Source organism: Streptomyces sp. NBC_00775 (assembly GCF_036347135.1).
GTDB lineage: Bacteria > Actinomycetota > Actinomycetes > Streptomycetales > Streptomycetaceae > Streptomyces > Streptomyces lutosisoli.
Genome location: NZ_CP108938.1, coordinates 4,060,274 through 4,081,301 on the forward strand (window position 1 = coordinate 4,060,274; position 21,028 = coordinate 4,081,301).

Annotated in this window: 21 protein-coding genes; 9 read left to right on the forward strand and 12 right to left on the reverse strand. The window is 69.1% G+C overall.

All coding sequences use genetic code 11. The annotated features are described in order from the left end of the window. Window positions 1-125 precede the first annotated feature (125 nt). The 3 genes from OIC96_RS17985 to OIC96_RS17995 form a co-directional block, all read right to left on the reverse strand. The gene (locus tag OIC96_RS17985) at window positions 126-521 is read right to left on the reverse strand and encodes a DUF6188 family protein (RefSeq protein WP_330306847.1); all 396 of its coding nucleotides are present in this window, start codon (window positions 519-521) and stop codon (window positions 126-128) included. 407 nt (window positions 522-928) lie between these two features. Then, window positions 929-1,399 (reverse strand): NUDIX domain-containing protein, encoded by a 471-nt coding sequence (locus OIC96_RS17990; protein WP_330306846.1) that lies wholly within the window; start codon window positions 1,397-1,399, stop codon window positions 929-931. Between the two features lie 207 nt (window positions 1,400-1,606). Then, complete coding sequence (locus OIC96_RS17995; RefSeq protein ID WP_330306845.1) at window positions 1,607-2,236, reverse strand: Uma2 family endonuclease; 630 nt, start codon at window positions 2,234-2,236, stop codon at window positions 1,607-1,609. Between the two features lie 145 nt (window positions 2,237-2,381). Here OIC96_RS17995 and OIC96_RS18000 point away from each other — a divergent pair, with 145 nt between their 5' ends. The 4 genes from OIC96_RS18000 to OIC96_RS18015 all read left to right on the forward strand — a co-directional run bounded on the left by OIC96_RS18000 (window position 2,382) and on the right by OIC96_RS18015 (window position 4,793). After that, window positions 2,382-2,798, forward strand: coding sequence for a VOC family protein (locus OIC96_RS18000; RefSeq protein WP_330306844.1), 417 nt, complete (start codon window positions 2,382-2,384; stop codon window positions 2,796-2,798). A 171-nt stretch (window positions 2,799-2,969) separates the two neighbouring features. After that, window positions 2,970-3,377, forward strand: a complete 408-nt coding sequence (locus tag OIC96_RS18005; RefSeq protein ID WP_330306843.1) for a hypothetical protein — start codon at window positions 2,970-2,972, stop codon at window positions 3,375-3,377. 5 nt (window positions 3,378-3,382) lie between these two features. Then, a complete protein-coding gene (locus OIC96_RS18010; RefSeq protein WP_330306842.1) occupies window positions 3,383-3,889 on the forward strand; it encodes a thiol-disulfide oxidoreductase DCC family protein in 507 nt (168 codons plus the stop codon). A gap of 10 nt (window positions 3,890-3,899) precedes the next feature. Beyond that, window positions 3,900-4,793, forward strand: coding sequence for a TetR/AcrR family transcriptional regulator (locus OIC96_RS18015; RefSeq protein WP_406502022.1), 894 nt, complete (start codon window positions 3,900-3,902; stop codon window positions 4,791-4,793). Between the two features lie 35 nt (window positions 4,794-4,828). Here the strand turns inward: OIC96_RS18015 and OIC96_RS18020 are convergent, their stop codons facing one another. Next, window positions 4,829-7,234 (reverse strand): MMPL family transporter, encoded by a 2,406-nt coding sequence (locus tag OIC96_RS18020; protein WP_330310263.1) that lies wholly within the window; start codon window positions 7,232-7,234, stop codon window positions 4,829-4,831. 163 nt (window positions 7,235-7,397) lie between these two features. Between OIC96_RS18020 and OIC96_RS18025 the strand changes: the two genes are divergently transcribed. From OIC96_RS18025 to OIC96_RS18035, 3 genes are all read left to right on the forward strand, one after another. Further along, window positions 7,398-8,087 (forward strand): response regulator transcription factor, encoded by a 690-nt coding sequence (locus OIC96_RS18025; RefSeq protein ID WP_330306841.1) that lies wholly within the window; start codon window positions 7,398-7,400, stop codon window positions 8,085-8,087. 116 nt (window positions 8,088-8,203) lie between these two features. Beyond that, window positions 8,204-9,616 carry a sensor histidine kinase gene (locus tag OIC96_RS18030; protein ID WP_330310262.1) on the forward strand — a complete coding sequence of 471 codons (1,413 nt, stop codon included), beginning with the start codon at window positions 8,204-8,206 and terminating at the stop codon, window positions 9,614-9,616. A gap of 180 nt (window positions 9,617-9,796) precedes the next feature. Beyond that, window positions 9,797-11,881, forward strand: coding sequence for a sulfatase-like hydrolase/transferase (locus OIC96_RS18035; RefSeq protein ID WP_330306840.1), 2,085 nt, complete (start codon window positions 9,797-9,799; stop codon window positions 11,879-11,881). A gap of 7 nt (window positions 11,882-11,888) precedes the next feature. On the opposite strand, the gene OIC96_RS18040 is transcribed toward OIC96_RS18035, so the two are convergent. After that, complete coding sequence (locus tag OIC96_RS18040) at window positions 11,889-12,302, reverse strand: ATP-binding protein (RefSeq protein WP_330306839.1); 414 nt, start codon at window positions 12,300-12,302, stop codon at window positions 11,889-11,891. A 103-nt stretch (window positions 12,303-12,405) separates the two neighbouring features. Beyond that, window positions 12,406-13,962, reverse strand: coding sequence for an ABC transporter substrate-binding protein (locus tag OIC96_RS18045; protein WP_330306838.1), 1,557 nt, complete (start codon window positions 13,960-13,962; stop codon window positions 12,406-12,408). Window positions 13,963-14,189: 227 nt separating this feature from the next. Between OIC96_RS18045 and OIC96_RS18050 the strand changes: the two genes are divergently transcribed. Continuing rightward, the gene (locus tag OIC96_RS18050; protein WP_330306837.1) at window positions 14,190-14,723 is read left to right on the forward strand and encodes a GNAT family N-acetyltransferase; all 534 of its coding nucleotides are present in this window, start codon (window positions 14,190-14,192) and stop codon (window positions 14,721-14,723) included. Between the two features lie 21 nt (window positions 14,724-14,744). On the opposite strand, the gene OIC96_RS18055 is transcribed toward OIC96_RS18050, so the two are convergent. After that, on the reverse strand, window positions 14,745-16,175 hold the full coding sequence (locus OIC96_RS18055) for a metallophosphoesterase (protein WP_330306836.1): 1,431 nt from the start codon (window positions 16,173-16,175) through the stop codon (window positions 14,745-14,747). A 16-nt stretch (window positions 16,176-16,191) separates the two neighbouring features. Beyond that, window positions 16,192-16,434, reverse strand: a complete 243-nt coding sequence (locus OIC96_RS18060) for an SCO4848 family membrane protein (RefSeq protein WP_330306835.1) — start codon at window positions 16,432-16,434, stop codon at window positions 16,192-16,194. 112 nt (window positions 16,435-16,546) lie between these two features. Between OIC96_RS18060 and OIC96_RS18065 the strand changes: the two genes are divergently transcribed. After that, window positions 16,547-17,833, forward strand: a complete 1,287-nt coding sequence (locus OIC96_RS18065) for a D-alanyl-D-alanine carboxypeptidase family protein (RefSeq protein WP_330306834.1) — start codon at window positions 16,547-16,549, stop codon at window positions 17,831-17,833. Here the strand turns inward: OIC96_RS18065 and OIC96_RS18070 are convergent. From OIC96_RS18070 to OIC96_RS18085, 4 genes are all read right to left on the reverse strand, one after another. Next, window positions 17,787-18,824, reverse strand: a complete 1,038-nt coding sequence (locus tag OIC96_RS18070; RefSeq protein WP_330306833.1) for a YihY/virulence factor BrkB family protein — start codon at window positions 18,822-18,824, stop codon at window positions 17,787-17,789. The two genes, OIC96_RS18065 and OIC96_RS18070, sit on opposite strands and share 47 nt — an antisense overlap. Then, window positions 18,812-19,219, reverse strand: a complete 408-nt coding sequence (locus OIC96_RS18075; RefSeq protein WP_406502279.1) for a GtrA family protein — start codon at window positions 19,217-19,219, stop codon at window positions 18,812-18,814. The genes OIC96_RS18070 and OIC96_RS18075 overlap by 13 nt, the downstream gene beginning before the upstream one ends. A gap of 173 nt (window positions 19,220-19,392) precedes the next feature. After that, complete coding sequence (locus tag OIC96_RS18080) at window positions 19,393-20,337, reverse strand: decaprenyl-phosphate phosphoribosyltransferase (RefSeq protein ID WP_330306831.1); 945 nt, start codon at window positions 20,335-20,337, stop codon at window positions 19,393-19,395. Then, on the reverse strand, window positions 20,330-20,818 hold the full coding sequence (locus tag OIC96_RS18085; protein WP_406502019.1) for a phosphatase PAP2 family protein: 489 nt from the start codon (window positions 20,816-20,818) through the stop codon (window positions 20,330-20,332). The genes OIC96_RS18080 and OIC96_RS18085 overlap by 8 nt, the downstream gene beginning before the upstream one ends. Window positions 20,819-21,028 lie beyond the last annotated feature (210 nt).

Sequence of the window (21,028 nt, forward strand, 5' to 3'; positions counted from 1 at the left end):
TAGGGGTGCCGTGCCTGAACTTTCAGTTCCCGTCCCCCGGCTCAGAAGCTCACTCACCGAGACACCTGCCCGTTCCACTAAGCCATGCGGCAAGCTGCCGACAGCCCGTCACACCTGGCCAGACTTCATGGAGCGCTAGGGCCGACGACTTTCATGGCACCAACGCCCCCCTTGTATGAATGATCAAATTCGCCCGACTTTCGAATGCGGACCGTCACCTCGGGCTTGTCTCCCCGAACATTCATGTGCTGCCCCGCGCTGAATACAATCCGCAGTACGCCAGACTTGAATGCCACCGCCGACAGCACGGTGGTACCCACCAGTTCATCCAATTGCTGGATGGGGGCAGCACCTGGGGCAGCGACCGGCCCGCGCGTCAGATGCACTGACCCGTTGACAGTCAGGTCCACCCCGCCAGCGAGGGTCACCATGCACGCCGAAGGGTGCGATTCTTGAGCGACAGTCAAAACCTGGGTTCCCCGTAGCCCCAGAGTCCAGCGGTCCTCCAACTCTTCGATCACGGCTCCTCCGGGAGATAGTCAAAAAATGTTTCCGATGCTGTCGCCCGGGGTTCCATCGAGCATCTGCGGGTGAACTTCACCCGTATTGGGGTCGATGAGCATATCGGGATTCCCGTTGTCGCGAATTCCGCGCCATCCACCCTGCCCCTTACTCGATGAATGGCTTCCTTGATCTGCTTGACGGAGTATCCGGTAGCCCGTGCCAACGCGTTCGGCTTGGACACCATGTTGCATGCGTCGCTGTTGTGAACGAGGATCGGCGTTTCGCCCGCCAGCACATAGTACGTGTACTGGCGGACCTCTCTACCTGCTTTTTCGCAGGTCAAGCGCAGTTTGCCGGTCCGGTGAAGTGAGTGGGTGTCCGTGGCTGTGCGGGGTTGTTGCTGTCAGCTACTGCCGTCAGCCAGTTAGCCGAGGTACGGCTTCTCGCGCTGTTCCAGGAAGTGCTGGAGCCTGAGCCGTTGGGTGTGGTGCATCGGCAACTGCTCGATCTCTTCCGCCGGCACGAACCGGAGCTCGGTGGACTCGTCGGAGATCTCCAGTCGGCCGCCGGTGATGCGGGCGGTGAAGCAGACATTGAACTGGCGGCGAACCTCGCCGTCGGTGTAGGCAATGATGTGTTTCGGGTCGGTGTAGGTGCCGACCAGGCCCGTGATCTCCACGTCCAAGCCGGTCTCCTCCTTGACCTCGCGGACGGCCGTGCCTGGTAGGGAGTCAGTCAGATCCATGCCGCCACCGGGCAGCGCCCACAGGTCGTTGTCACGCCGGCGCTGGAGGAGGATGCGCCCGTGGTCGTCGGTGACGACGCTGGAGGCGGCGACGACCATGCTGTTCGGCTTGGGTGCGGCTGGGTCGTCGTAGTACTCGGTGCGGGCCACGGTCAGCCCCTCTCTCGTACGAGCGTCGCCGCCGCCCACACCGCGTCGAAGCTGTCGGCGTAGGTGGCGAACATGCCGCCCTCCTGGCAGTGCTCATGGCCATGGGCTTCTGGCCTCAGACTTGCAGCCAGGGAGCCCTTTTCGCCATCGGCTGAGGGTGTGACGCGGGGGCCGGCCACGCCCTGTGGCCGGCCCCCGCAACGGCTCCTACGCGGGTTCTGAACCGCCGCGCCGCCGATTGATGGCCGTCAGGTCGATCTCGATCTCGAAGGGGACGGTGACCTTGAGGCGGTCGTGGAAGATGCCCGTGAGGCCGTACGACTTGGTGGCCGGGTCGAGTTCGTAGACGTAGACGACGGGGAGGCCCTTGTCGTCGTCCTCCTCCACCCTCCAGAAGTGTTCGACTCCGGCGGCGGCGTACTTGCGCGGTTTGACTTCTCGGTCGCGTTCGCGGGAGTCGGGTGAGACTACTTCGACAGCGAGGACGATGTCCTCTGGCTTGTACCAGGTTTGCTTCGGCCCCGTGTTCGCCTCCACCAGGAAGACCAAGACGTCCGGCTCGGGCCGATTCTTGGTGTCCAACTTGATCGCCATCTCCCGCATGACATCAAGATGGTCAGGGGCCTGCTCCAGAAGACTGTTCTCCAGCAGACGCATGCAACGTCCGTGGAAGGCGGTCTGCGGACTCACGAAAACGAGACTCCCGTCGATCAACTCCGTGTGCGGCGGGAGGCCCGGAATCCGGTCTAGGTCGTCCGCGGTCCAGCCCTCGGGGGGCGGGATCGGCCAGCGGTACGCCGACTCGTCGTCGAGGCCGTTCTCGGATGCGGCGCTCATCAGTGCTCCCATGGGACGGAGTCTCGCCTGTCGATTCAGCGTACCCAGGGGGAATGAGAGGCGCTTCACCTCAACGGGTGATCACATGTTCGGCCCGCGGTCAGTCCCTCCTCGTCCTCTTCCGGTCCGCACCTAACCTGACGACATGTCAGATGACGTGTCATACGAGCTGCTCGGCTTCGACAACGTGCTCCTGCCCGTCGGGGACCTCAACGAGGGCGTGACCTTCTACGAGCGGGCCGGCTTCCCCGTGGCGTTCCGGCTCGACGAGGCCGGGATCGCCCTGTTGAAGGTGGGCAAGGAGACGCCCGGCGTGCTGTTGCGGCTGGACGAGGAGTTGAGTCACCGGCCGCCGCCGTGGGCCTCGCCGCGGGTGTGGCTGGAGGTGCGGGACGCGCGGGCCGCGGCGGACGCCCTCGCCGCGGTGGGCGTTCAGCCTCTCGATGAACCCTTCCCCGTCGCCACCGGGTGGACCGTCGAGATCGCCGACCCCTGGGGCAACGTCATCGGCCTCACCGACTACAGCAAGCGACCCGAACTGGGCCGCGCCGCACGGGCGTAGGCGTGACCCATGTCGTCACCCAAGTCATCGCCCAAGGCGTAAGTCCAGAGCGACCCAAGACGTGACCCGCGACGTGACCCAAGACACCCACCCCCGACTTGAACGTGTTCAAACACAGGTCTACATTCCTTCCTGACAGCGTTTTGAACGCGTTCAAGAAGGGGTGGGGACATGGACCTCACAGTCGTCGCGTACGTCATCTATCTGCTGGTCAGCATCGCGCTGACCATCTGGGTGGCACGCACCCTGAGCCACAACGGGCGGATCTTCCTGTCCGATGTGCTGCACGGCAACGAGAAGCTCGCCGAAGCCGTCAACCACCTGCTGGTGGTGGGCTTCTACCTCGTCAACCTGGGCTTCGTCGCGCTCTATCTGCACCAGGACGACGAGATCGGCAACGCCCGCGAGATCTTCGAGGCCCTGTCGACCAAGCTCGGGGTGGTGCTGCTCGTCCTCGGGGTCATGCACCTGGGGAACGTGTACGTGCTCAACAAGATCCGGCGGCGGGGCGTGATGGAGCGGGAGCAGCAGCCGCCCGTCGCGCCGACCGACTGGATCGCACCCGCGGCCGGGGCGTGAGTCCGGTGGCCGGCGCCGCAGCCACCCGGGACCGGGACGCCGTGCGCGTCCCGGTCCTCGGGCTCACCGTGCTCTACGACGCGCAGTGCTCGCTGTGCACCTTCCTGCGGGGCTGGCTCGCGAAGCAGCCGCAACTGGTGCCGCTCCGGCTGGTACCCGCCGGGTCCGACGAAGCGCGGGCGCTCTTTCCCTCGCTCGATCACCGGGCCACCCTCGAGGACATCACCGTCGTGGGGGACGGAGGGCAGGTCTACCGCGGGGCCGCCGCCTGGGTCGTCACCCTCTGGGCGTTGCGCGAACACCGGCCGCTCGCCCATCGGCTGAGCACCCCGGCCGGCGCACGTTTCGCGAAGGGCGCCATGCTCACCGCGGCCAAGTGGCGCGAGACCCAGTCCCGCGAGGGCTGGGGCGGGGGCGTCTATCAGCGGGGCGACGGCTGGGTCTACGACCCGAGCTCGGGATGGACGTACCAACCTCCTGCCTGCGACAGCGGCACCTGCTCCACTCGTTAGGCTCGACCCCGTGCCAGCACCGAAAGACAGTCCCGCTCACCACAGCCGCGCTCAGGACGGTCCCGCCCCGGACGGCCCCGGCCCGGACGGTCCCGGTCAGGACAGTCCGGGCCAGGACAGTCCCGCTACGGCCCCCGCCAAGAGCCCGGCCAAGAGCGAGCAGACCCGGGCCCTGATCCTGGAGACGGCGCTCCGGCTGTTCCAGGAGCGGGGCTACGACAAGACGACCATGCGGGCCATCGCCCAGGAGGCCGGGGTCTCCGTCGGCAACGCGTACTACTACTTCGCCGGCAAGGAGCACCTGATCCAGGGCTTCTACGACCGGCTCGCCACCGAGCACCAGCTGGCGATCCGGGAGGTACTGGACCGCGAGACGGACCTGGAGGCCCGGCTGGGCGGGGTGCTGAAGGTGTGGCTGGACATCGCCACGCCGTACCACGAGTTCGCGGTGCAGTTCTTCAAGAACGCCGCCGACCCGGACAGCCCGCTCAGCCCCTTCTCCGCCGAGTCGGAGCACGCGCGCGTGGAGGCCATCAGCGTCCACCGGGAGGTGCTGGCGGGGGCGAAGACCAAGGTGCCCGAGGAACTCCGGGACACGCTGCCCGAGTTGATGTGGCTCTCGCAGATGGGCCTCGTCCTGTACTGGATCTTCGACCGGACCGAGGGGCGCGAGCGCAGCTACCGGCTCGCCGAGCGCGGCGCACGCCTCACCGCGCGCGGCGTCTCCCTCGCCCGCTTCCGTGTCCTGCGGCCCCTGGTCCACGAGGTGCACGAGCTGTTCACGGACTTCCTGCCGGGGATGACGAACGCTCTGCCCGACCCGGCGAAGAAGGCCACGACCGCCAAGACCGCCAAGACCGTTAAAACCGCCAAGACGGCCAAGACGGCCAAGAAGAAGGCTTAGGGGGTCGCCCGCCCAAGGACGTCCCCCTGGCGGCCTCAGTTGACCGCGTCCACCTCCCCCTCCGCCAACTCCACGTCGTACACGAGTGGTTCATCGGTCACGACCACATGCCGGGCCCGGGCCCCATACGTGTCAGCCGTCGCCGCCAGCAGATACGTCCCCGGCCCCGGCACCGAGACGATGTACGAGCCGTCGGCCAGCGACGTCACCCGGTCCAGCTGGCGGCCGCCGGCGGAGAGCAGGGTGAGGACCGCGCCGTCGACCGGCGCACCCTCCGGGTCGCGGACGAAGCCGTGCACCACCGTCGCGCCGCCCGCGGGGGCAGCCTCCTCGGGCGCCGATTCGCGCGGCTCCACCGCCAGATGCGGCAGCCGCTTCTCCAGCCCGGCCGGCAGCCACCAGTTGGACTTGCCGAGCAGATGCATCGCGGCCGGCACCAGGGCCGTACGGAGAATGAACGCGTCCAGGGCGACCGCGGCCGCCAGGCCGACGCCCGCCATCGCGGCGCCCGAGTCGCCGCTCAGGACGAAGGCCAGGAAGACGCAGACCATGATCAGGGCGGCGGAGTTGATGACGCGGCTGGTCTCCGCGAGGCCGACGCGGACGGCGCGCGCGTTGTCCTTGGTGTGCACCCACTCCTCGTGCATCCGGCTCACCAGGAACACCTGGTAGTCCATGGAGAGGCCGAAGAGGAGGGACAGCATGATGACGGGCAGGAAGGAGTTGATCGGACCCTCCTTGCCGAGGCCGAGCAGGTCGAGGCCCCAGCCCCACTGGAAGATCGCGACGAGTACGCCGAACGACGCGGCTGCCGCGATCAGGTTCATCAGCGCGGCCGTCAGCGGCACCACGAGGGAGCGGAAGGCGACCATCAGAAGCAGGAAGCCCAGGCCGATGATCGTGGCGACGAAGTAGGGCAGCCGGTCACCGGTGATGGACGAGAAGTCCTTGGAGACGGCCGTCACGCCACCGACGTGCGCCTGCGCCCCCGCTTCCGGGATCACCCGGTCCCGCAGTCTGTCGATGAGCTGGTCGGTCTTCTCCGACTGCGGCGAGGTCGTCGGCACCACCTGGATCACCGTCACGCCCCGCGCGGGCGGCAGCGCCGCGACCCGGGCCACTCCGGCCGTGTCGCCGATGTCCTTCACCAACGCGGAGGTGTCGCCGCCGGACGTGACCACCTGAAGGGGGCCGTTGAAACCGGGCCCGAAGCCCTCGGCGAGCAGGTCGTACGCCTTCCTGGTCGTCGTCGAGGCGTCGTCGTTGCCCTGGTCCGTGGCGCCGAGCCGCAGTCCGAGAACGGGCAGGGCGAGAACCGCCATGACGGCCAGGGCGAGGACAGCGATCGTCCGCGGACGCCGCTGGACACTCGTCGACCAGCGCGCCGCGGCGCCGCTGGTCGACTGCTTCTCCGGCCCGTTGGCGGCCAGCTTGCGCCGCTGGCGGCGGCTGAGCACCCGGGCGCCGAGGAGTCCGAGGAGCGCCGGCAGCAGGGTGATCGCCGCGAGCACGCTGAAGATGACGGTGAGCGAGGTGCCGATGACCACGCCGTCCAGGAAGCGCAGGTTCGTCACGAGCATCCCGGCGAGCGCGATGCACACCGTGCCGCCCGCGAACAGCACGGCCCGCCCCGAGGTGTCGAGGGCGACGACCGCCGACTCCTCCGGCGCCATGCCGCGCAGGATGCCGCGCCGGTGCCGGGTGACGATGAACAGCGCGTAGTCGATGCCGACGCCGAGGCCGATCAGCGTGGCCAGCAGCGGCGCCAGGTCGGGCACGGACGTGACATGGCTGATCAGCTGCGTGGAGAACAGACCGGTGCCGACGCCGAAGATGGCGATGCCGATCGGGAGCAGCATCGCGAAGAGGGATCCGAAGGCGAGGAACAGGACGACCGCCGCGGCCAGGATGCCGATCATCTCGGCGAGACCGGTGGGCGGTTCCTGCACCTTCTGGATCGCCTGACCGCCCAACTCGACCTGGAGACCGCCACGTTCGGCGTTCTGCGCGGTGTCGACGACGTTCTGCACCAGGTCCTTGGGTACGGTGTTGGCCTGGTCGGCGAAGGTGATCTGGGCGTACGCGATCTTCCCGTCGGAGCTGATCTGCGTCGCGCCCTGCTCACCCGAGTACGGGCTGGTGACGCCGCCGACGCCCGACATCTTCCCGATCTCTTCGAGCGCGGGCTGGATCCGGGACCGTACGGACTGGTCGCGGACCGTTCCCCCGTCGACCTTCCACACCACCGTGTCGGTGTCCCCCGCGCGGTCCGGGAACGCCTTCTCCATCAGGTCGTACGCGCGCTTGGAGTCCGTGTTCGGAAGGGAGAAGTCGGTCGCGTAGTCTGTGCCCGCGGTGGACGCCGCGAAGCCCAGTCCGAACAGCGCCCCCACCCACAGCAACAGGACCACCAGCCGGTGCCGATAGCACCACCGTGCCAATGTCGCCACGCTCAACGCTCCTTCAGTCGGTCGGTTGGTCCCCCAAGTCCTGGAGCAACCATCGACCGAGCCCCGTGCGCGGCGACACGGCCCGCACATGACTCTCAAGGAACTCCAAAGCGAGAGCGCCCCATGTCGGGGCAGGTGTACGGATACTGGGGACATGACCGCTCACGAGGGAGCCACCGTCCTCGTCGTCGAGGACGAGCCGAGCATCGCGGACGTCCTCGCCATCGCCCTGCGCTACCACCGTTTCGAGGTGATGACCGCGGGCACCGTCCGCCAGGCGCTCACGCTCGCCGAGCGCACCCGCCCCGACGCGGCGCTGCTCGACGTGATGCTGCCGGACGGCGACGGCCGGGCGCTCGGCCATGAACTGCGGGAGCGTCAGCCGGACTTGGCGATCGTCTTCCTCACCGCGCGGGACGCGCCCGCCGAGATCGTGGGCGCGCTCGGCTTCGGCGACGACTACATCACCAAGCCGTTCAACATCGACGAGGTCGTCGCCCGGATCACGGCCGTCCTGCGCCGCACCCGCCCCGACGACGTCCTGCCGCAGCGCCCGCCCCTGCGCTACGGCGACCTGGAGCTGGACGAGACGACGTACTGCGTCCACCGCGCGGGCCGCACGGTCGAGCTCACCCCCACCGAGTACGCCCTGCTGCGCTTCCTGGTCCGCAACGGCGGACGGATCGTGCCCAAGGAGCAACTCCTGCGCCACGTATGGCAGTACGAGCACCCCGCCGAGTCGACCGTCGTGGAGACGTACATCAGCTATCTGCGGCGCAAGCTCGAACCGCTGGGACCGCCGGTGATACAGACCCGGCGAGGCGTCGGATACGGGCTCACATGAGGATTTCGCCGGTGCGCACGGACAGCGCGGCCCGTGACACCGTCCCGGCGGAGGCGGGTACGAAGACCGGGGCCCGCCGGAGGCCGCGACCCCGGCTCCCGCGCTGCCGGCACGGCATCCACTCGCTGCGCGGCGGCTTGACGCTCGCGAACGTGGGGCTGCTGGCCCTGGGCATCGTGATGGCGACCGCGGTGAGCCTGATGGGCATGCGGCACTATCTGGTCGACCAGGTCGACACGGACCTGATCAAGACGCGGGACTCGCTGGGCAGTTCACGGCTCACCATGCGGGAGATCGACTCGCTGAGCGCGGTGGCGTTCGTACGCGACCGGCTCATCGCCTCCGCGGACGAGTCACCGAGGCCGGACTCGATCTTCGCGGCGGTCGACCGGAGCGGGAAGGCCGTCACCATCGGCGGCATCGGCGGCTTCAAGCCGACCAGCAGCCAGCTCGCCCTGGCGGAAGCGGTGGACGACCCGCACGCGCTCGTCGCCGACCGCGACCCGCACGACGTGACGGTGCATGGCGCCTCCTACCGGGTGACCGGGGCACGGTTCGCCGACGGAACGTACGTCCTGCTCGCCACCTCGACCGACGGGCTGCACAAGGGCATAGCGAAGGCGCTCAAGCTCGATCTGGCCTTCGGCACCCTGCTGTTGGCGCTGCTGGCCTGCCTGACGATGTTCAGCGTGCGCCGCCGGATGCGGCCGCTGGAGGCCATGGTGGAGACCTCGTCGGCGATCGCCGAGGGGGATCTGACCCGGCGCGTGCCCTCCAGCCACCATCCGACCCAGGAGGTCGAACAGCTGCGGCTCGCCCTCAACTCCATGCTCCACCAGGTCGAGTCGGCGTACCGGACGCGCGAGCGCAGCGCGGCCCAGCTGCGCCGGTTCGTCGGGGACGCCTCGCACGAACTGCGCACACCGCTGTCGGCGATACGCGGCTATCTCCAGCTGTACGAGAAGGGCATGCTGACCGATCCCGCCGAGCGCAGGCGGGCCTGGGACCGGATGAACGCGGAGGCCGACCGCATGGGCCGGCTCGTGGACGAGCTGCTCACCCTGGCCCGGCTCGACCAGCGCCCCGAACTCCGCTTCAGAAACGTCGACTTGAGCCGACTGGTACGGGACGCGGCCGCGGATCTGCGGGCCCAGCAGCCGGGGCGCCCGGTGAGCGTGGGCGCCGAAGGCACGCTGCTGCTGCACGCCGACGAGTCGGGGCTGCGGCAGGTGCTCGGCAACCTCGTGGGCAACGTACGCACCCACACACCCGCCGAAGTGCCGGTGCGGCTCGGTCTGGAGCGCGAGGACGGCGTCGTACGGTTGTGTGTCGCGGACGAGGGTCCCGGGCTCGCGGAGGACGACGCGGCGCGCATCTTCGACCGGTTCTTCCGGGCGGGCGGCGGCGCGGGCAGCGGGCTCGGCATGGCGATCGTGCAGGGCGTGGTGACGGCGCACGGGGGCAAGGTGGCGGTGCGGACGGCGCCGGGCGAGGGGCTGGCGGTCACGGTGACGCTCCCGGCGCACTGACGCCCCCTTTTCGGCCCCGTGACCTGCTAGAACGGTCTTGGGACGGACTTGGGCAGAAGCAGACCCGGAGGATTGAACACCGGCCGCCACGGCGCCGTACAGCACAGGTGAAGGCGGCCCCGACCTCCCCAGCCTGGTCCGCCGTGCCACCACCGGGCTTCGCACGGAAGGACCGCCGGGTTGTCGTTCAACACGAGCTCTCGACAGCTGCCGAACACGGACGAGAAGCCTCCGGAGGAGGGTCCCGCGCCGGAGCCTTCGCCGGAGCCATTGCCGGAGGCCACCGCGGAGACGTCCACCCCGGGCGCCAGTGCGGCGGCCCCGGCCGAACCCCTCTCAGGTGACGGCGAGACCCAGGCCGAGGCTGCCTCCGGTAACGGCGAGACCCCGGCCGAGGCCACCGCGACCGCCGCAGAAGTTGAAGCCCCCGCCGACGCCGAAGCCCCGGCCGCCACCTCGGATGACACCGAAGCCCCGGCCACCACCTCGGATGACGCCGAAGCCCCGGCCGCCCCCTCGGATGACACCGAAGCCCCGGCCGAAGTCACCGAAGATCCGGCCGAAGCCGCCCCGGCCCCCACGCCGGCCCCCGCCCCCACCCGAGGCCGGCGGCGCTGGCACGGCTGGCGCGAGAGGTACCCCCTCGCGGCCCGCGCCCTGGCGTGGACCACCACCGCCCTGGCCGCCGCGCTCGTGCTGTTCGCGCTGCTCATGCCGAGCAGGATCGACACCTTCCGGCCCGCCGAGTTCTTCCGTATCCCGGTGGAGGCGATCTTCGGCGCCGCCGTGCTGATCGTCCTGCCGCGCAAGCCGCGGATCGCCGTGGCGGCGCTCGCCGGGCTGTGCCTCGGCGCGCTGACGGTCCTGAACTTCCTCGACATCGGCTTCAACGAATACCTCGGGCGCGGATTCAACGTCGTCCTCGACTGGACGCTGTTCAGCGACGCGCAGGCGTACCTCCAGGACACGATGGGCAAGAACGGCGCGCTCGGCATCGTGGTGCTGGTCGTGGTCCTCGTGATCGCGGTGCTCGTCCTCATGACGCTGTCGGTCGTCCGGCTGGGCAACCTGGTGGCCCGGAACACCGACCTGGCGACGCGTACGACGCTGGTGATGGCCATCGTCTGGGTCACCTGCGCGGCGCTCGGCGTGCAGTTCACCGGCGTACCGATCGCCGCCGAGCACACGACGCTGGTCGTCCAGGACCGTGCCGTGCGGGTGCGGAACACCCTCCGCGACGAGGCGGCGTTCGCGAAGGTCGCCAAGAAGGACGCGTTCGCCAACACCCCGCCGGACCAGCTGCTGACGGGGCTGCGCGGCAAGGACATGATGATCACGTTCATCGAGAGCTACGGCCGCAGCGCGATCGAGGACCCGGTCATGGCGCCGGGTGTCGACGCGACCCTCACCTCCGAGAACGAGAAGCTGACCAAGGCCGGGTTCGCGGCGAAGAGCGGCTGGCTGACCTCGGCGACGTACGGCGGAAGCAGCTGGCTGGGTCACTCCACGTTTCTGTCGGGCCTGTGGATCAACAACCAGCAGCGCTACCGCACCGTGACCGCGGGCAACCACCTGACCCTCCCCGGCGCCTTCAAGAAGACGGGCGCCTGGGACACGGTCGGCGTCATGCCGGGTGTGCAGAAGGCTTGGCCGGAGTCGAAGTTCTACGGCATCGACAAGGTCTACGACTCCCGCGATCTCGGCTACAAGGGACCGAAGTTCAGCTGGTCGACCATGCCCGACCAGTACGCGCTGACCGCGTTCGAGCGGCTGGAGCACAGCAAGAAGCACGACAAGCCGCTGATGTCGACGATCATCCTGACCTCCAGCCACCAGCCCTGGGCACCGATCCCCAAGACGGTCCCCCAGGACCAGGTCGGCGACGGCTCGGTCTACGACGCCATCGAGAAGGCCGGCAAGAGCCCCGCGGACATCATCACCGACTCCACCAAGTCCAAGGAGGAGTACGGCAAGTCCATCCAGTACTCGGTGACCAGCCTCATCGACTACCTGGTGAAGTACGGCAACAAGAACACCGTGCTGATCTTCCTCGGCGACCACCAGCCGATCGCCCGGGTCAGCGGCAACAACGCCAGCCGTGACGTGCCGGTGTCGATCGTCGCCAAGGACCCGAAGGTCCTCGACAAGATCGCCGACTGGAACTGGACGGACGGCCTGCAGCCGGAGCACAACGCCCCGGTCTGGAAGATGAGCGCGTTCCGCGACCGCTTCCTGACGGTGTACGGCTCCACACCGCACCCGTAAAGGCCTCTCAGGCAGACGGTGTGGGCGCGGCTGCCACCAGCGCCCACACCGTCTTCCCGTACCTCCCCCGGCTCCACACCCCCCACGCCACGGCGATGTTCTCCACGAGATGGAGCCCGCGGCCGGTCTCCTCCCAGTCGGCGACCGGCCGCAGACGGGGCTCGGCGGCACCCTCGTCGGAGACCTCTATGAAGCAGGAGCCGTCGGCGAGGGCGGTCACCGCGACCTCGAACTCCCGCTCAAGCAGGGGTCCGTGGCGCACGGCGTTGGTCGCCAGCTCGGAGACGAGCAGCACGACATCCGCAAGGGCCGGATCGTCGGCGCTGTGACCCCAGTCGGCCAGGTGGTCCCGTACGCGGCGCCGGGCGAGACCGACGGACGCCGGATGCCTGGGCAGCCGGAATGAGTTGCGTCTCACCACGTCTGCCCCTCACCCCGCACACACCTCCGACACATGGTGCTGCGTTGGGCGAGAGCGCGATGTCACTGGGCCGGGTGTCCGCCCCGCGGGATCACGTCAGTTGTCATATCCAGCTCAGCCGCCAGAGGCGGAAGACACCGGTCCCGTCCGACAGGTACTGACCGCCCCCGACGTCCTCACTGCTGAGTACATACTCCTTGCGCTGCCACAGGGGAATCAGCGGAACATCCTGAGCCACGACTTCCTGCAACTGCCGGAAGGAGTCGGTCGCGAGGCTGCGGTCCTCGTCCTGCTGAGTGTCCAGAATCAGCCGGTCGACGGCCTTGCTGCTGTAGCCGTTCTTCATGCTGTTGCCGGTGCCGACGAGCGGGGCGCTGAAGGTGTCCGGGTCGGGATAGTCGGCGACCCAGCCGACGGCCCACGCGTCCAGCCTGCCCTCGGCGTACTGCTTCTGGAAGGCGGTCCACTCGTAGCCCTTGGTCGCCACCTTGAACAGCCCGCTCGCCTCCAGCTGCCGCTTGAGCTCGGCGGCCTCCTGCGCCGCGGCGCCCCGTCCTTTCGCGTACCCGTAGGTGAACCGCACGGGAAGCGACACCCCGGCTTCGGTCAGCAGCGTCCGCGCCTTCTTGGCGTCCGGCTTGGGGTAGTCGTCGAAGAACGACGTCGCGTGCCCCGTGATGCCCGCCGGAATAAGCCCGTACAACGGATCGGTCGTCCCCTTGTACGTCTGGCTGACCAGTTCCTCGCGGTTGATGAGCGCGGCGATGGCCTGCCGCACCCGCCGGTCGTGCAGCGGCGCGTTCGCCCGCACATTGAGGACGAGGTTGCGGGTCTCGGCGCTGTCGACCTCCGTGACCCGCTGTTTCGGGTCGCTCGGCGAGAGTCCGGCGAGCAGCGCGGGAGGCAGCTGACGGGCGGCGACATCGAACTTCTTCGCCTTCCAGCCGGCTTCCAGCGCCTGCGAGTCGGCGTAGTAGCGCAGCACGATGGGCCGGCCGGTCTCCTTGACGGCGCCCTCGTAGTGCGGGTTGGGCGCGAGGACGGCCCGCTTCTCCTTCGTATACGTCTTCAGTACGTACAGTCCGGTGCCGTCGGCGCCGGTGTCGGTGCGCAGGGCACGCTTGGGGTAGCGGGTGTGGTCGACGATCGAACCGGCGCCGGTGGCCACCTTGAACGGGAAGGTGGCGTCGGGCGAGGACAGATGGAAGGTGACCGTGAGGCCCTTCGCGTCGACCGAGCCGAGTGTGGCGAGGAGGGACGCCGGTCCCACCTCGTCGTTGATGCGCTTCACCCGCTCGAAGGAGAACTTCACGTCCTCGGCGGTCATCTTGCGCCCACTCGGAAACGTGAGGTCGTCCCGTAACGTACAGCGATAGGTGCGCAGGCCAGTGCCCACGAAGCCGCAGCTCTTCGCCGCGTCCGGCACGGGGGCGGCGCCGCCCGGCTCGAACGTCAGCAGCGACTGGAACACATTGCTGAACAGCGCCCATGATCCGGCGTCGTACGCGCCCGCCGGGTCGAGCGACGTGACAGCGTCCGTCGTGCCGACCGTGATCGTCTTGCCGCTGTTCTCCTGCGTGGGCAGCAACTGCCAGCCGCCCACACCCACGCCCGCCAGCACAAGCAGCGTCGCGAGAATCCGTATGCGAACCGATCGCATCGGTGCCCCTCCCCAGGCCCACCGCACGTCACTCCCCTAGTGACGCGGATCACCTAACCACAGGAGTTTCAGGTGGGGGAAGAGCTTCCGGAAGAGTGGTCCGAGGTGATCGAAACGATCATTTCAAGCCTGTTTCACAGCTCATTCTCAGGCTTCTCCGAAGGCGGTCTCCGCAACCCTCACCAGCCGTCGGCCCTCTGTCGCCGCCATCAGGCAGGATGGGCGCCATGACCGAGATCCACACCCCCCGTCTCCTCCTCCGCCGCTGGTACGACGACGACCTCGCACCCATGGCGGACATCAACGCGGACCCCCAGGTCATGCGCTGGATCGACGACGGCTCGCTCCGCGACCTGGACCAGACGGCGGAGGACATCGAGCGCTGGGAAGAGGAATGGGACGAGGAGGGCTTCGGCCTCTTCGCCGTGGAACTGCTGGCCTCCGGCGAGCTGGCCGGCGTGGTGGGCCTGTCCGTGCCCGAGTTCCTGCCGGAGGTACTGCCCGCCGTGGCGATCAGCTGGCGGCTCGGCTCACCGTTCTGGGGCCAGGGCTACGCGTCCGAAGCCGCCCAGGCCACGCTGGAGTTCGCGCTCCAGGACCGTGGCCTCGACCGCGTCATCAGCATCAGCCGGATGGGCGACGACGCCACCGAGAACATCATCCGCAAGCTCGGCATGAAGCCGGAACGCGAGACGGCACACCCGGTGTACGGCTTTCCGCTGCACGTCCACGCCATCGACCTCACCGAGTACGAGGCGTGAACCTGGCCCAGTCCCCCACACTCAGGCTTCCCTGGAGGCCAGCTCCACGACGGTGATGTCCGAGGGGGCACCCACCCGCGTCGGCGGCCCCCAGGCCCCCGCACCCCGGGAGACGTACAACTGGGTGTCCCCGTACCGCTCCAGCCCCGCGAGCGTTGGATTGGCGGCCGCGGCGATGAAATTCCCCGGCCACAATTGCCCACCGTGGGTGTGCCCCGACAGCTGAAGATCGACCCCGTACCGCACGGCCTCATGAATCTGCACAGGCTGATGCGCGAGAAGCACGCACGCGCGTGAGGCATCCCGATCCCCCAGGGCTTTCCCGAAGTCGGGCCCCTGCCCCTCGCTCTCTCCTTGTACGTCATTCACGCCGGCGAGATCGAATCCGGCCACCTCGGTACGCGCGTTCTCCAGAGGCTGGATCCCCAGCTCCCGCACTTCCCGGACCCATTGCGCGGCCCCGGAGAAATACTCGTGATTACCGGTCACGAAGAACGCCCCGTGCCGCGCCCGAAGCTGAGCAAGAGGCGCGGCCGCCGGTCCCAGATCCTTCACGCTGCCGTCGACCAGATCCCCGACCACGGCAATGAGATCGGGCTGCGTCGAGTTAATGGTGTCAACGACCTTCTGTGCGAAGCCACGCCCGAGCACCGGCCCCAGATGAATGTCACTGACAACAGCGATCCGGAACCCATGCGCAGAGCGCGGCAACTTGGCCAGCGGCACAGTGACCCGCTTCACCCGAGGCCCCCGCAGAACCCCGTACGTCCCGTACCCCACAGTCCCCACGGCGGCAGCCGCAGCGGCCCCACCCACGACCCGGGAGACGAAGAGCCGCCGGGACGCTCCCTCCGCCGACAGGGGACGCCGGGAGGCTGTCTCCGTCGAGGGGAGAGGCAGGGAGGCTGTATCCGCCGATGGGGCAGGCCGAAAGGCACCCTCCGCCGATGGGGGACGGCCCGCACCCGCCAATCCGACCGGAGGGGCCGTGCCGGGGTGTCCGCCCGCAGCGGATGGCGCGTCAACGCCGGCTCCTTGAAGGCCGACCGATTCCGCGCCAGACCGAGGACGGATACCCCGGCGCGGACCCGCCCCCACCACAACGGCGGGCGCGGAACCCCCACCCCCCGCACGCCGCTCGACAACCCACCGCACGACCGGCCGTACGAGCTCCCCCACCACCAGCGCCAGCACCAGATAGATCGCCAGCGCCATCCACAGAAACCCGGGCCAGGCCAGCACCCGCTGAACCCAGAAAGGCGCCCCACCGCGCTCACTCGCGACAGCGCCGAACATCAACAGCGGCCCGGCGGCAAAAACCACCGCGCCCACCCGCCGGACCACCCCCGGCCCGGCCGTCGTGTCCCGCACCAGCCGCCGCCAGGCATACCAGTGCAGCCCCCCGAGCACGGCCAGCGCGGCCACGCCCGCCAGCACGAAAACGATGACCATGGCGCCGTATCCCCCGCTATGACGTCTGGCGCAAAGCGCGCACCCCGCGCAACCCGATCCACCCGACGACCGTCCCCAACACAAAGGAGACGACGGCGAGCGTCAGATGCACCCAGAGGTACGCCGTCGGATTACCCGCGTCGTCGAACGCGAGCCCGCTGCCGTCCTTGAACAAATTCTTGATGAAAGTGACCCAAATGACCCAGCTCCACACCCCGAAGGCGAGCAGGAACCAGGACACGGGGCGGCTGAGCTTCATGGGTTCAGTATCGCGCCCGCCGGCCGGGACCCGGCGCCGGGGTGTGGAGGGCGAGGGGACTCCCCGAAAGGCTGATGGGACTTCCCGACCCGATCCCTGTACTTTCTCGACCGTGCCCGCCACCAAAAAGACCGTCAAGCGATCCTTGTTGGTCACTTCCGCCACCCTGTTGGCTCTTTCGCTCACCGCGCCCGTACCCGCGTTCGCGGACGCGAGCCCCACAGCGACAGCGACCCCGACCACGACCCCGTCGGCCACACCCCCGGTGAACATGTCGACCGTCGGCGGCGAACGGCTGGGCGAGGCCGGAACCCAGGTGAACCTCGGCGCCGGCGCCCCCGTACTGCCCAAGGACCTCACCGCACGCTCCTGGATCGTCTCGGACGCGGAGTCCGGCGACATCCTGGCCGCCCACAACGCGCACTGGCGGCTGCCCCCGGCGAGCACCCTGAAGATGCTGTTCGCCGACACCCTGCTGCCGAAGTTCCCGAAGAGCGCCGAGCACAAGGTGGCCTCCTCCGACCTGGCGGGCATCGGCGCGGGCTCCAGCATGGTGGGGATAAAGGAGGACGAGACCTACACGGTCCACGACCTGTGGCTCGGCGTCTTCCTGCGCTCCGGCAACGACGCCGTGCACGTGCTGTCGGCGATGAACAAGGGCGTCGACCAGACGGTCAAGGACATGCAGGCGCACGCCGAGGAGCTCCAGGCCCTCGACACGCACGTGGTCAGCCCCGACGGCTACGACGCGAAGGGCCAGGTGTCGTCGGCGTACGACCTGACGCTGTTCGCCCGCTCCGGGCTGCAGAAGAAGGACTTCCGGGAGTACTGCTCGACGGTGCGGGCGAAGTTCCCGGGCGAGACCACGAAGAACAAGAAGGGCAAGAAGACCCGGGAGTCCTTCGAGATCCAGAACACCAACCGCCTGCTGACGGGCGACAGCGACGTCTCCACCTACCAGGGCATCGCGGGCGTCAAGAACGGCAACACCACCAACGCGGGCGCCACCTTCACCGGCGTCGCCGAACGCGACGGCAAAGTGCTGCTCGTCACGGTCATGAACCCGGAGAAGAACGAGCACAACGAGGTCTACAAGGAGACCGCGCGGCTCTTCGACTGGGGCTTCAAGGCCTCGGGCAAGGTCGAGCCGGTGGGTGAGCTGGTGCCGCCGAAGGGCGTGGAGACGAGCGCGCAGCCGGGCGCGAAGCCATCGGGAGGTTCGGGCAAGGACAACGCGTCCACGAAGCCGGTGGCCGCCGCCTCCGAAGCGCAGGACGGTTCGAGCGGCATCGGCATCGCGCTGGCCATCACCGGCGGCCTCCTCGTGCTGCTGGCGGCCGGCGCCTTCCTGATCAACCGCCGGTGGCCGCTGCCGGATCTGATGCGCCGCCGCCGCTGACAGCCGAGCCCTTCGACTCCTCCGGCACCTCCGGCTCCTCCAAGTCCTTCGAGTCCTTCGAGTCCTCCGGATCTCCCGGTGCCGGATCTCCCGGTGCCTTCGAGTCCTCCGGATCCCCCGGCGCCTCCGGGGGATCCGCGGATTCATCGCTCCCCGCCGCCGTCCAGGCGGCGCAGAACAACAGCAGCTTCGCGGTGAAGTTGATCCACAGCAGCAGCGCGATCGGCACCCCGAAGGCGCCGTACATGCTCTTCGACGCGACGCCCCTCATATAGCCGCTGAGCAGCAGCTTGAGCAGCTCGAACCCGGCGGCGCCGATCAGCGCGGCGACGATCAGCCGACGCCGCGCCGGCTGGACGCCGGGCAGCAGGGTGAGGAGATACAGCAGGAGCAGGAAGTCGCCGAGTACGGCGACGGTGAACGCGGCGGCCTGGAGCAGCACGCTCCCCCAGCCGTTCTCGTCGATGCCCAACTGCCGAGCCGACCAGCCGACCGTCGTGGACGCGAGGGTGGAGACCGCGATGGTGAGGAGCATGGCGGCGCCGAGTCCGACGAGTACGCCGCCGTCCTTGACCTTGCGCAGGAGGGCGTTCTCCTCGCTGTCGGGCAGCTCCCAGACCGCGCGCAGACACTCCCGCATCGAGCCGACCCAGCCGATGCCGGTGACCAGCAGGACGGCGCCCGCGATGACACCGATCGTGCCGGCGTTCTGGACGAGGCCGTTGATGTCCAGCTGGTCGGAGATGCCCGGCACCTGCTCGGCGAGCTTGTCCTGGAGGTCCTGCTGCTGGCTGCTGCTCAGCGTGGCGGCCGCGATCGCCGCGGCGACGGTCAGGAGCGGGAAGAGCGCCACGAAGCTGATGAAGGTCATCGCCGCCGCGAGCCGGGTCCACTTCACCCGGTCCAGTCGCTCGTACGACTGCCACGCGTGCGTGGCCATCAGACGGGTGACCAGGGGGCCCACGACGGGAAGCTTTTTCAGCCAGTCCATAACCCGACTCTGCCCTCGCCCGGACCACCTCGAACGCCTCTGACTCCTCGGAAGACCAATGTCCGGGTACCCCAAAAACGCAGGACAGTGGCGAGCGCCATTCCGATTCCGGCGCCCGAGACCGTGTCCGCGCGCTGCGAGGTGAACCCGAGGCCGTAGTGGCTGAGGGCGATGCACAGCAGCTGGACGAGGGCGCCCGCGATGTTCACCGCGAAGAAGATCACGTACTGGCGCGGGCCCCGTGTGGTCGTGTGCCGGTAGGTGCCGAGCGCGTTGCCCGCGTATGCCACCGAACACCCCGCCACGAAGCTCAGCGCCTTCGCGGTGAGCGGGTCGAGGCCCACTGGGCCGCGCAGCCACACGAAGAGGCCGAGGTCGGCGGCGTAGGCGAGGATTCCGGCGGTGGCGAAGCCGAGGAGTTCCTGGGCGAGCGGACTCCGGGCGAGCCGGCTGCGGGCGAACGCGCTCCGGGCGCACGGGCCGCGACCGAGCGGGCCGCGCGAAACCGGTTGCCGGGCAACCGGTTCCTGGGCAGCCGCCCCTGGGGCAACCGGTTTCGGGGCGACGCTCACCAGTTCGCCACCGCGAGCCCGTACATCGCCAGCCACACCAGCCCGATGAGCGCGAGCGCGCGGTCGCGCAGGACCACGTCCTCGGGCTCGCCCGCGGTGCCCCGGTCGGCGAAGACGGCGTAGCGCAGGATGGCCAGGATGAAGGCGACCATCGACAACTGCCGCCAGGGCAGCACGCCGGTGCTGGGCACGCCGCCCTCCTCCAGGGCCCACAGGCAGTAGCCGAGGACGGAGACCCCGGCGGCCAGCTGCCAGACGAAGCGCAGATAGCCGGTGGTGTATTCGGTGAGCAACGCGCGCGTGGCGCCCGCTTTCCCGGCCATCTGCACGGCCTCGGAGTAACGCTTCGCCGAGACCATGAACAGCGCCCCGAAGCCGGTGGTGATCAGGAACCAGCGCGAGAGCGGGATGCCGAGGGCGAGACCGCCGATCATCGCGCGCATCAGGAACCCGGTCGTGACGACGACGAGGTCGACGACCAGGACGTGCTTCAGGCTGATGCAGTACGCCAGTTGCATGCCGATGTACGCGGTGAGCAGCGCGGCGACGGCCGGCGAGCAGAACCAGGCGGCGGCGGTGGGCGCGAGGAGCGCGAGGGCGCCCCCGACGGCGTACGCGACCGGGACGGGCACCTGGCCGGCGGCGACCGGGCGGTGGCGCTTGACCGGATGGGCGCGGTCGGCGGCGGCGTCCCGGGCGTCGTTGATCAGGTACACGGCGGAGGCGCAGGCCGTGAACAGCGCGAAAACGAGTGCCAGTTGGGTGAGCGCGTTCCGGGCGAAGAGCTGGCCCGCGGCGGCGGGAGCGGCCACGACCAGCACGTTCTTCACCCACTGGCGAGGGCGCGCGGTCCTGACCAGGCCACGGACCAGGCCGGTGAGGCTCACCGCGGGCGCGGGAGCGGCCGGTGTGCGCTCCAGGAGTGCCGTGCGCTCAGTCATGGCCGACCCCGATCCAGCGGGCGCCCAGGCGGGCCGTGAGGGCGCCCAGGGCGGCGCCCGCGGCGACGTCCGAGGGGTAGTGGACGCCGACGACCATCCGCGAGACGCACATCGCTGCGGCGAGCGGGGGGACGACGTGCACGCCGAGCGCGCCGTACGCGACCGCGGCGGCCGCCGCCGAGGTGGCGTGCGAGCTCGGGAAGGAGTGCCGTCCGGCCGTGCGCACCAGCGGCACCACGTGCGCGGGGCGCGGACGGCGCACGATCCGTTTCACCGCCATGCTCGCGAGATGCGCGGTGGTGGTGAGCGCCGTCGCGCGCAACCACGCGCCGCGCCGGTCACGGTCGACGGCCGCCCCGGCGAGCCCCGCCGCGACCCACAGTGCGCCGTGCTCCCCGCTCCAGGACAGGGCGCGTGCGACAGCCGCGACGCGCGGATCCATGCCCCACTCGTGGAGGGCCGACAGCAGTCGGCGATCCATGTCCTCAAGTTGGCGGTCCATGCCATCAAGTCGGTGACCGACGTCGTCAAGCCGTCGGTCCATGCCGTCATGGTCGTCAATGTCGTCCATGTGATCTCACTCTTCTAGGGAGTGGTCGCAGAATTACGGCAATCTATGACGACATCCCATTAATCACCCATTTCGGTGAGGACCCGTGAGGGCCGGTTAGATTGCGACGTTATGCACCCT